Origin of the sequence: Amycolatopsis sp. NPDC057786 (genome assembly GCF_042797905.1) — a bacterium.
Classification (GTDB): Bacteria; Actinomycetota; Actinomycetes; order Mycobacteriales; family Pseudonocardiaceae; genus Amycolatopsis.
On the sequence record NZ_JBHVKW010000114.1, the window covers coordinates 17,297 to 27,051 of the forward strand.

At 69.5% G+C, this 9,755-nt stretch carries 9 protein-coding genes; 3 read left to right on the forward strand and 6 right to left on the reverse strand.

What is annotated here, in order from left to right:
- Nucleotides 1-81 precede the first annotated feature (81 nt).
- Complete coding sequence (locus ACFVM3_RS36235; protein WP_378444411.1) at nt 82-264, forward strand: hypothetical protein; 183 nt, start codon at nt 82-84, stop codon at nt 262-264.
- A 79-nt stretch (nt 265-343) separates the two neighbouring features.
- Here the strand turns inward: ACFVM3_RS36235 and ACFVM3_RS36240 are convergent, their stop codons facing one another.
- Genes ACFVM3_RS36240 through dnaG form a run of 3 tightly spaced genes read right to left on the reverse strand, consistent with a single transcriptional unit; the run spans nt 344 to nt 3,555 of the window.
- Nucleotides 344-1,108, reverse strand: coding sequence for a trans-aconitate 2-methyltransferase (locus ACFVM3_RS36240; protein ID WP_378444412.1), 765 nt, complete (start codon nt 1,106-1,108; stop codon nt 344-346).
- 33 nt (nt 1,109-1,141) lie between these two features.
- Nucleotides 1,142-1,642, reverse strand: coding sequence for a hypothetical protein (locus ACFVM3_RS36245; RefSeq protein ID WP_378444413.1), 501 nt, complete (start codon nt 1,640-1,642; stop codon nt 1,142-1,144).
- A gap of 2 nt (nt 1,643-1,644) precedes the next feature.
- A complete protein-coding gene (dnaG, locus tag ACFVM3_RS36250; RefSeq protein ID WP_378444414.1) occupies nt 1,645-3,555 on the reverse strand; it encodes a DNA primase in 1,911 nt (636 codons plus the stop codon).
- Between the two features lie 208 nt (nt 3,556-3,763).
- On the opposite strand from dnaG, the gene ACFVM3_RS36255 reads away from it, so the two are divergent.
- Nucleotides 3,764-4,702: a sigma-70 family RNA polymerase sigma factor gene (locus ACFVM3_RS36255; RefSeq protein WP_378444415.1), complete on the forward strand. Its 939-nt coding sequence runs from the start codon at nt 3,764-3,766 to the stop codon at nt 4,700-4,702.
- Between the two features lie 58 nt (nt 4,703-4,760).
- Here the strand turns inward: ACFVM3_RS36255 and ACFVM3_RS36260 are convergent, their stop codons facing one another.
- The gene (locus ACFVM3_RS36260; protein WP_037342876.1) at nt 4,761-5,327 is read right to left on the reverse strand and encodes a carboxymuconolactone decarboxylase family protein; all 567 of its coding nucleotides are present in this window, start codon (nt 5,325-5,327) and stop codon (nt 4,761-4,763) included.
- Nucleotides 5,328-5,511: 184 nt separating this feature from the next.
- On the opposite strand from ACFVM3_RS36260, the gene ACFVM3_RS36265 reads away from it, so the two are divergent.
- Nucleotides 5,512-6,756, forward strand: a complete 1,245-nt coding sequence (locus tag ACFVM3_RS36265) for an aldehyde dehydrogenase family protein (RefSeq protein ID WP_378444416.1) — start codon at nt 5,512-5,514, stop codon at nt 6,754-6,756.
- On the opposite strand, the gene ACFVM3_RS36270 is transcribed toward ACFVM3_RS36265, so the two are convergent.
- Both ACFVM3_RS36270 and ACFVM3_RS36275 read right to left on the reverse strand, forming a co-directional pair.
- Nucleotides 6,746-8,548 carry a glycosyl transferase gene (locus ACFVM3_RS36270; protein WP_378444417.1) on the reverse strand — a complete coding sequence of 601 codons (1,803 nt, stop codon included), beginning with the start codon at nt 8,546-8,548 and terminating at the stop codon, nt 6,746-6,748. The two genes, ACFVM3_RS36265 and ACFVM3_RS36270, sit on opposite strands and share 11 nt — an antisense overlap.
- A 9-nt stretch (nt 8,549-8,557) precedes the next feature.
- Nucleotides 8,558-9,634, reverse strand: a complete 1,077-nt coding sequence (locus ACFVM3_RS36275; RefSeq protein WP_378444418.1) for a serpin family protein — start codon at nt 9,632-9,634, stop codon at nt 8,558-8,560.
- Nucleotides 9,635-9,755: the final 121 nt, after the last annotated feature.

Consider the following 9,755-nt stretch of genomic DNA (forward strand, 5'->3'; position numbering starts at 1 on the left):
ACTTTGGGGATCACCTCGTCAAGCTCGCGTTTTGAGGGACAATGACAGCTGGAGCAAGATCGAACGGAGGCGTGGACTCGGATGAAGATGTTCCTGCTGGGCGCGGCCGCGGGCTACGTGCTGGGCGCGAAGGCCGGCCGGGGGCGGTACGAGCAGATCGTGCGGACCTACCGCAAGGTCGCCGACCACCCCATGGTGCAGGGCGCCGCCGGGGTCGCTCGCGCCAAGGTCGGTGAGCGGTTCGGGCGATCCCCGCAACGCTGACCCGAGCCGAAAGGGCCCTTCACCGCGTGCGACGCGACGAAGGGCTCTTTCACTACGTCTGACGAGGGGAAAGTCCCCTTCAGCCCACGACGGCGACCACGAAGACACGCCGGAACTCGAACCAGGTGGTCCCGTCGGGACGCGGCGGGTAGGCCTCGTCCAGTTTCCGGGCGATCTGCGCGCGGAAGTGGTCCCAGTCCTCCCCCGTCAGGGCCTCCTTGACCGGCCGCAGCGAGGTGCCGGTGATCCATTCGAGTACGGCGTCCTCCCCGGTCAGCCGCTGCAGATACGTCGTCTCCCAGGCGTCGACGGCGCATCCCGCGTCGGCGAGCAGGTTCCCGTAGCCGAGCGGGCTGTCGACGGCCTCGTTCTCCCGCAGGACGACGCCGGCGAGGCGCGGTGCCCACTCCTCGGTGCGCGCGAGGGCGCGGACCAGCGCATGCGACGGGGCGTCGAAATTACCGGGGACCTGGAACGCGAGCGTCGCGCCGGACGGCAGGAGGCCCACCCAGCGGCGGAGCAGGCCGCGGTGCTCCGGGACCCACTGGAGCACGGCGTTCGAGATGACCACGTCGGTATCCGGTTCGGGCACCCAGTCGTTGACGTCGAGCACTCGTGCGTCGACGCCGCGCGAGCGGGCGGCTTCGACCATTTCGGGTGAGCTGTCGCTCGCCTCGACGATCGCGCCCGGCCAGCGTTCCGCCAGAGCGGCGGTCAGGTTCCCTGGCCCGCAGCCGAGGTCGGCGACGCGGCGGGGTTTATCGGCCGGTATCCGCGCCACGAGGTCGTGGAACGGCCTGGCCCGCAGGTCGGCGTAGTCGAGGTACTTGACCGGATCCCACATGACGCCTCCCAGCGATACAGTACGAGTGTACTGCTAGGCCAGCTTCCTTGCCGCTTCCTCGGCGATCGCCTTGACGACGTCGACGTCGGTACCCGGATCGGGGCGCACCTGCAGCACCGTGCCGTCCTGACCGGGGACCTTGCGCTCGACGAACCACGCTCCCCCGGTTTCGAGGTCCTTGCGGTGCCGTCCCCGGATCGAGCCGTCGACCCGCTGCCGCACGAGGATCGGGACCTTGCCGGGCTTGGGCAGCCGGAACCGGACCGGGGTCTTGTCGGCCAGCAGCACGGCGTTCCCCGCGGTCCCGGTCTCCTCGGACTCGGTCAGGGTCAGCACCCCGTCGGCCCACGCGGCCTTGCCGACCAGATGCCAGCCGACGCGGCGCGGCCCCGGTACCCACAGTCCCAGCGCCGTGACCAGCAGGTATCCACCGCCCTCGACCGCCGCGCCGCCGACGACGTGCTCGCCGTCGTCCAGCGAGCCGTCGAAATCCGCCGGGACACGGTCACCCAGCAGGTGACGCAGCCAGCCCATGCTCAGTCCAATCCGCCGATGGCCTGTTCCTTCAGCGCCTTCCGGTACTGCTCGAGCGCGACGAGGTCGCCGAACAGCGCGCGGTAGTCGTCCGGCGCCTCGACCGGGGAAAGCCGCTGGAGCTTCGACTTGATCTCGTTGATCTGGCGGCCGACGAGGCTCTCCTGCACCGCCGCGAGCTGCGCGGAGATATAGCGCGAATCGACCTCGCCCTTGGCGCGCAACGGTTCCACCGAAAGCTCGCTGAGCACTCGCCGCACCGTCCCCTGCGGGCAGTGCGGAGCCGCGGCGTCGAGCAGGGCGGGCCCGGTCAGCCCGGAACCCGCTCCCCCGGCGGCCAGCAACGCCTTGTGGATGGTGACGTAAACCGGATGGGTGAAAGCGTCCTCGGGGAGCGAGTCGTACTCGGCCCCGGCGAGCATCGGCTGCTGCAGCGCGGCCTTGAGCGCCTCACGCTGCGCGATGAACCGCGGGTCGCCGGGCGCGGGCCTGGGCAGATCCTCCTCGGCCGCGGCCGCCGCCGAGGAGGAGGGAGCGGGCCGCCGGACTTCGACGGTGGCGGAGCGTTTCGCCGTGGCCCCCGCGCTGCCGCGCACCCGGTTCACCACCTGCGCCGCGTCCTGCCAGCCGACCCACCACGCGAGCTTCGACGCGTAACCGTCGCGGCTGGCGCGGTCCTTGATCCCCGCGACCATCGGGACGGTCTTCTGCAGCGCCGCCACCTGACCGTCGACCGAGTCGAGGTCGAACGCCTTGAGCATGCTCTTGATCGCGAACTCGAACAGCGGGATCCGCCGCGCGACCAGGTCGCGCACCGCGGCGTCGCCCTTGGCGAGCCGCAGTTCGCAGGGGTCCATGCCGTCGGGGGCGACCGCGATGTAGGTCTGCCCGGCGAAGGTCTGGTCGCCCTCGAACGCCTTCAGCGCCGCCTTCTGACCCGCCTCGTCACCGTCGAAGGTGAAGATCACTTCGCCGCGGAAGGCGTCGTCGTCCATCATCAGCCGCCGGAGGACCTTCATGTGGTCCTCGCCGAACGCCGTGCCCGAGGACGCGACGGCCGTCGGGACACCGGCGGCGTGCATCGCCATCACGTCGGTGTAGCCCTCGACGACGACGACCTGGTGCCGCTTCGCGATCTCGCGTTTGGCCAGGTCGAGGCCGAACATCACCTGCGACTTCTTGTAGATCGGCGACTCCGCCGTGTTCAGGTACTTCGCCGACACGCGGTCGTCGTCGTACAGGCGCCGCGCGCCGAACCCGACCACCTCGTTGCCGACGTCGCGGATGGGCCAGAGCAGCCGCCGGTTGAACCGGTCCATCGGCCCGCGCTGCCCCTCCTTGGCCAGCCCGGCCGTGAGCAGTTCCTTGACCTCGAACCCGCGGTTGAGCAGATGCTTCGTGAGCTTGTCCCAGCCCGCCGGCGCGTACCCGCAGCCGAACGTCTGCGCGGCGGCCGCGTCGAAACCCCGTTCGGACAGGAAATCCCGCGCCGCCCGCGCGTCCGGGGTGAGCAACTGCTCGGCGTAGAACTCCTGCGCCGCGCGGTGCGCCTCGATCAGCCGGGAGCGGGTGCCGCGATCACGCTGGACGCTTCCGCCGCCGCCTTCGTAGGTCAGCCGGAACCCCACGCGGTCCGCGAGGCGCTCGACGGCTTCCACGAACGAGATCAGGTCCATCTTCTGGATGAACTTGATCACGTCACCACCTTCGCCACAGCCGAAGCAGTGGAAGGTGCCGTGGGTGGGGCGCACATTGAACGACGGGGTCTTCTCGTTGTGGAACGGGCAAAGCCCTTTCAGGCTGCCGCCGCCGGCGTTGCGGAGGGCCACGTAGTCACCGATGACCTCGTCGATCCGGTTGCGCTCGCGCACCTCCGCGATGTCGCTCTCCCGAATCCGTCCTGCCACGCTCATCACTCTAGGCCGTGTCCGGTTGGTCGCTTCGACGGGCTTCGTGATCCAGGTGGTTCCTGGCGGTGCGGCCGGATCGGCCTCGTACCGGGTCGTACTCGGCCGCATCCGCCCGTTCCGTCAGGGACCGCCTGGGCACGAAGACCGCGAAGTGACTAACCGGACACGGACTAGTTCCCGCTCTCCGAGCGCTGTGCGGCACACTCGGGGAATGAGCACCGCCCTGGACGAACTCGCCGGGAATTTCGCCGCGCTGCGCCCCCATCTGGTGTCGGTCGCCTACCGGCTGACCGGCACGCTGTCCGACGCCGAGGACGCGGTCCAAGAGTCGTGGCTGCGCCTGAGCGGCCTGGACGAACGACGTCGCTCGGCCATCGAAGACCACAAGGGCTGGCTGACCACCGTCGTCAGCCGCATCTGCCTCGACCGGCTGCGGTCCGCGGTGGTGCGCCGCGAACGGTACGTCGGCGAATGGCTGCCCGAACCCGTCCTCGGCCCGCTGGGCACACCGTCGTCGGAGGATCCGCTGACCGTCGCCGTCCGCGACGACGGGATGCGCATGGCGGCGATGGTGGTCCTCGACCGGCTGACGCCGGAACAACGCGTCGCGTTCGTCCTGCACGACGCGTTTTCGGTGCCGTTCGGGGAGATCGCCGAGATCCTGGGCTGCACCCCGGAAACCGCGCGCCAGCACGGTTCCCGCGGCCGCCGCGCGGTCGCCGACGCCGATCCGCCGCCCCGGACGGCGCTCGCCGAGCAGCAGCAGATCATCGAGAAGTTCATGACCGCGATGCTCACCGGCGACATCCAGGCGGTGGCCGAGGTCCTGCATCCCGACGTCGTCCTCGTCGGCGACGGCGGCGGCAAGGCGCGCACGGCGATCCACACGGTCGCCGGATTCGACAAGGTCACCCGGCTGTTCCAGGGCCTCATGCGGATGTACGACCCGGCGGGGATGGAGCGGGCGAGGCTCGCGCTGGTCAACGGCGACCTGGGGGTCTACATCCCGCCGCAGGCCGCATCGGCCGGGTACCGGGCACTCGACGAGCACGTCGACGCGTTCGTCATCCGCGACGGGAAGATCGTCGCGATCTACGACATGGCGAACCCGGACAAGCTCACGACCGCGCGGACCCGCGTCGGCCCCTGACCGCGTTTAGTCCTCTGAATGCGCCCTGGGCGCATTCAGAGGACTAAACGCGGGAGTTTCAGGGAAGCGGGATCTTGCAGGCGTCGCCCGAGGTGAAACCCTGCGCGGTGATGTCGAGCGCGCTGTTCATCCGGGCACGCATGTTCTCGAGGCCGATCTGGTAGGTCAGCTCGATGACGCCCTTGCGGCCGAACTCCCGTTCCAGCTCGGCGACCTGCTCGTCGGTGGCGGTCACCGGGCTCGCGGTCATCGCGTCGGCGTACGCGAGCGCGAGCCGTTCCTGGTCGGTGAACGCGGGCGACTTCGCGTAGTCGTCGATGTTCTTCAGCCGTTCGATGTCGAGACCCTCGTGCAGCTGCAGCATGGTCCCGAAGTCGATGCACCACGAGCAGCCGAGCTGGGTCGCGACGCGGTACACGGCCAGCTCGCGCACGTTCGACGGCAGTGTCTTGCTGGCCTTCTCCGCCATCATTTCGTGCATGCCGTTCGCCCGGAGCAGCGCCGGGTGGTGCGCGTATACGGCCATCGGTTCGGGCACGGCGCCGAAGCGCTTGCCGGCGAACTTGTAGAACAGCTTCAGCAGAAAGCCGGCTTCGGCGGTCTTCACGGCGGGAATACGCGGCATGGTGTCCTCCTCGTGCGGTTGCGATCACCGAATGGACGAGACGGCCCGCTCGGACGTGACGGTAACGCCGGTGACGCGCGCCACGCGACCGGAAAGGACTCGATTTAGCCTTTTCGCCGGAACCCCGAGTCGATCATCGAAGGTAGGCTGGTGAGTCGGCCCTTTCCCTCCCCGAGGAGGATCGATGCTCGCCGTCGAGGATCCCGCCACCGGACAACGGATCACGGCTGTCCCCGACTGCGGGCCCGCCGAAGTCGACAAAGCGGTACGCGCCGCCGCCGAGGCCTGGCCTGCTTGGCACGTCTCGGATCGGCACGCGGCGCTGGCGTCGTGCGCGGTCGTCGTCGAGGAGGCCGCGCCGGTGCTGGCCCCCGTGCTCTCCGAAGAGCAAGGGAAACCGCTTCACGAGGCCGAAGCCGAGTTCGCCGGGGCGGCGTCGCGGTTCCGGTACTTCGCCGGGTCGCGGCCAGGGCCGCGAGATGACGCCGGCGGTCCGGTCGCCGCGATCACGTCGTGGAACTTCCCCGTGCAGTCGGCCGTCGCGAAACTCGCGCCGGCTTTCGCCGCCGGGAACACGGTGGTGCTCAAGCCGTCGCCGCGCACCCCGCTCACCACCCTGCACCTCGGCCGGATGCTGGCGCAGGTGCTGCCGCCTGGCGTGCTGACCGTACTCACCGGACGGGATCCCCTCGGCGAGCATCTGGTCGCCCATCCCGGGATCCGGCAGGTCGACTTCACCGGATCGGCCGACACCGGGAGGCGGATGGCCGCCTCGTCCGCGCCGGAATGGCGGCGGCTGACGCTGCAACTGGGCGGCAACGATCCCGCGATCGTCCTCCCCGGCACGGATCCGGCCGCCATAGCGGAACGGCTCTTCTGGAGCGCCTTCGCCAACTGCGGCCAGATCGGCGTGGCGGTCGAGCGGGTCTACGCCGTCGGGTCCGTCCACGACGGCGTCGTCGAGGCGCTGGCGGCCGTGGCGGCGCGAGTCGTGGTCGGCGACGGACGGACACCCGGGACACAGCTCGGCCCGGTGAACAACCGGCCGCGGTACGACCGCGTCACCGGTCTCACCGACGAGGCACGGGCGGACGGCGCGCGGATCGTGACCGGCGGGCCGCTCGACGGGCCAGGGTACTTCTTCGCTCCGGCGATCCTCGCCGAGGCGCACGACGGCATGCGCGTCGTGACCGAGGAACAGTTCGGCCCGGTACTCCCGGTCGTCCGATGCTCCACAGTGGACGAAGCGGTCGGGCTGGCGAACGCCGCGGCGCCCGGCGTATGCGGTTCGGTGTGGGGCGCGGACGAGGAGTACGCCGCCGAAGTCGCGGCACGGCTCGGCAGCGGGACGGTCCGGGTCAACGCACACCTGGCGATGTCCGTGGACGGACCGTTCGCGGGCTCGCGGTGGGCCGCCCTCAGGGAGTGATCGTCCGGACGTCCCACACCCAGACGCCGTCGACGAATTCGGCGGGCTTCCGCAGCAGCAGGTCCACGGTGGTCCGGAAGGCGTCCTGGTGTTCGCGCGGGATCAGCACGAGCACGTCGGCGTTCCAGTACCGCAGATCGTCCAGCGCCTGCACCCGCTGCGACTCGGTGATCGTCGCCGGCACGCCGGTCTGCTTGATCTGGTCGAAGATGATCGACGTCGGCCGCTGGATGGCGCCGTAGCGGCCGCGTTTGTCGTCGGGGCCGCTCGGCCCGACGAAGTAACCCTCCGGCATCGAATAGCCGAGTCCCGCGTCGATCTGCCAGTGCAGCGGTTCGGATTCGCCCGAACTCGGCAACGGCACGGGTACCACGGTCCCGCCGGGCGCGACGTAGCTCCGCCAGGTTCCGTCGGCGAGGAACCTCGGCGTCGGCGGCCGTTCCTTCACGATCAGCTGCGTCGGCGCGATCGGCAGCAGGACCGCGACGACGACGCCGATCCACAGCAGCCGCAACGGGAATCGCCGCTCCCCCGGCACTTCGGGGAGTTTCGACGCGACCGTGTAGACGCGCTCGGTCGCCAGCGCCAGCAGCGCGGCGATCAGCGGGATGCAGCCCATCGCGAGCCGCGATTCCAGCAGCGACTCGAACAGCGGCAGTTCCGAGAAGAGTTTCCACGGTCCCGGGATCCCGGTTTCCTCGTGCACCACGATGATCTGCACGCCGAGCGAGAGCCAGGCCATCACGAACATCGAGATCGCCAGCGCCCGCGCGAACACCTCGCGCCACAGCCACGCGGTGACGACCACCATCAGCACGATCAACGGCCAGCCGAAGAAGGCGTTCTCCTCGGTGCGGTTCATCGACACGTCCGCGGCGGCCTGCGGCTGACCGGCGACCGACTGCGTCGCGAACCGGGTGAACGCGGCCGTGTCGTTCCCGACCGGGCCGTGCTCGATCGCCTGATAGCTCTGCGGGCCGAAGAACTGCCACCACAGCGGGAAAGCGCACAGCACGAGCGCCACGAGGACCCCGATGCCGACGCCGATCCCCAGTGGTTTCGCCATCGGCGGGAACTCGCGGTAGTTCGTCGCGAAGTAGGCGATGGCGAAGATCGCGAACGCCATCGCGAAGATCAGCAGCGGTTCCTCGCCGAGGAAGATCTGGTACGCCGCCAGCAGGCCGAGGAAGATCCCGTTGCGGACGGGACGTTCGCCGCGGGCGATCTTGAAGACCAGCAGCGCGATGAACGGCAGGACGAACCACGCGACGAAGTTCGGGTGCGCGTTGCCGTGCGAGATCATCGGCGGGGCGAACCCTGCGAACGCGCCACCGATGGCGGCGCCGACCCGGTGGGTGACCAGATGGCGCGAGAAGACCCAGTACCAGGCCGCCGCGGTGCCGGCGAGACCGCCGGTGAGCGCGATGGCCCAGGTGACCGTCGGGCCGAAGGTGAGCGTGACCGGCGAAAGCGGGATGCCGATGCCGAGCATGGCCGTGTTGGCCATCAGGTTCACGCCGAGCGGATGGTTCTGGAAATGCGAGCTGAGCGGATTCCTCAGATGCAGCACGTTGTCCGCGGTGACGGAGAAGAACCACTCCCACAGGTTCTGGTCCGACGCGCTGTTCCAGAGATAGCCCTCCTTGAGATCGAGCCAGAGCCCGTTGTAGAGCAGGAAGGCGAACAGCAGGAAGCCGCCCATGATGGCGGCGTCGGCGGCAGCGAACCGGCGGGGTCTCGTGGGAGTCTTCCCAGCCTTCACATCCTCCGCCTCAGCCTGGAAAAGACTCACTGACCGTCCTCACGGCTCGACAACGCGGGCGAGAAAGTAGATCACACCCGTCGAGGCATGCCTGACGAGCAGAAGGAAGGGGCGATCGACGGCGACTTCGAGCGGTTCGTCGACGATGAGCGACGTCAAGCGCATCAGCACCGCCGTCGCGGCGGCGCCTTCGAGGCCTTGTTCGTCGATGCGAAGCACGGACTGGTGGACGACCTCGGACACTTCAAGCCGGTCGTCGTCGGCGAGCCCGGTGAGGTCCGCGTCCGCGGTGAACATCGTCCGCACCCCGAGGTCCTGGAGTTTCGCCGTCAGCGGGCTGTCGACGTCGAGGTCGAGTTTCGGCAGCGACAGGGCGATGGTCTTGGACCGCGTGTTCTCCAGCAGCCGCGCCAGCTTGTCCGCGTCTAGTTCGGCGTCGTCGAGATCGCCGTCCGGCAGCAGGACGACCGCCTCAACCCCGCCCTCGGCGCCGAGGCGGACGACCTGCCAGCCGTCCTCGTGGGTGTGGTCGAGCCGCTTTTCGAGCCACATCGTCGGCACCGTACGGGTGCCGGACGGCGCGTGGAAGTCCGCGGGCGCGGTGTTGTCACGCGAGAACGGGTTGGTCCAGGCGGTTTTGAGATACAGGGCGTTGACGATCGCGGCGACGGTGTCCCGCGCGACGGTCCCCGGCTTCAGCAGTTCGGGGATCAGTTCGCGGGTGGCCTCGGCGACGTCGGCGTTGATCAGCCGTCGCGCGGCCTCCGGATCGTCGCCGAACGGGGCGCTCTCGACCTTCCCGCCCGGCCAGGTGGCGAGTTCCTCGCGGAAGGAGTCTTCGAGCGGGAGCCCGTCCCAGGCCCAGAGCGTGTTCGCGACCGCGAGTTCGGGGCCGTCGTCGAGCAGCGACGAGGCCTTGCCCAGCAGGTCGGCCAGCTCCTCCGGGTCGCCGAGCAGGGCGATCAGCTCTTCTCTGGTCTTCCCCTTGGCGGCCTGCGTCACCAGGCCGAGCGCGCTCGCGATCGAGTACGGCGAGAAGCACGCGTTCTCCGCGCGGCTCGCCAGCACCCGATAGAGGTCCAGACCAAACCGGAGGTGGCTTTCGACAGCGCCCATGCCGCAGACCGTACCGTGGACGGGCCCGCTCGTCTCCTGTCCGAAAGTTCCGCCTTGTCCGAGGGCGGCGCCGAGGTGGCGACGTTGCGAAAGCCACTTTCGCAACGTTGAAGGTTGCGAC

Bases quoted from the DNA above. Each gene is read 5' to 3' on its own strand.
- ACFVM3_RS36235 (WP_378444411.1), top strand. From the start codon at position 82: ATGAAGATGTTCCTGCTGGGCGCGGCCGCGGGCTACGTGCTGGGCGCG.
- ACFVM3_RS36240 (WP_378444412.1), bottom strand. From the start codon at position 1,108: ATGTGGGATCCGGTCAAGTACCTCGACTACGCCGACCTGCGGGCCAGG.
- ACFVM3_RS36245 (WP_378444413.1), bottom strand. From the start codon at position 1,642: ATGGGCTGGCTGCGTCACCTGCTGGGTGACCGTGTCCCGGCGGATTTC.
- dnaG (WP_378444414.1), bottom strand. From the start codon at position 3,555: ATGAGCGTGGCAGGACGGATTCGGGAGAGCGACATCGCGGAGGTGCGC.
- ACFVM3_RS36255 (WP_378444415.1), top strand. From the start codon at position 3,764: ATGAGCACCGCCCTGGACGAACTCGCCGGGAATTTCGCCGCGCTGCGC.
- ACFVM3_RS36260 (WP_037342876.1), bottom strand. From the start codon at position 5,327: ATGCCGCGTATTCCCGCCGTGAAGACCGCCGAAGCCGGCTTTCTGCTG.
- ACFVM3_RS36265 (WP_378444416.1), top strand. From the start codon at position 5,512: ATGCTCGCCGTCGAGGATCCCGCCACCGGACAACGGATCACGGCTGTC.
- ACFVM3_RS36275 (WP_378444418.1), bottom strand. From the start codon at position 9,634: ATGGGCGCTGTCGAAAGCCACCTCCGGTTTGGTCTGGACCTCTATCGG.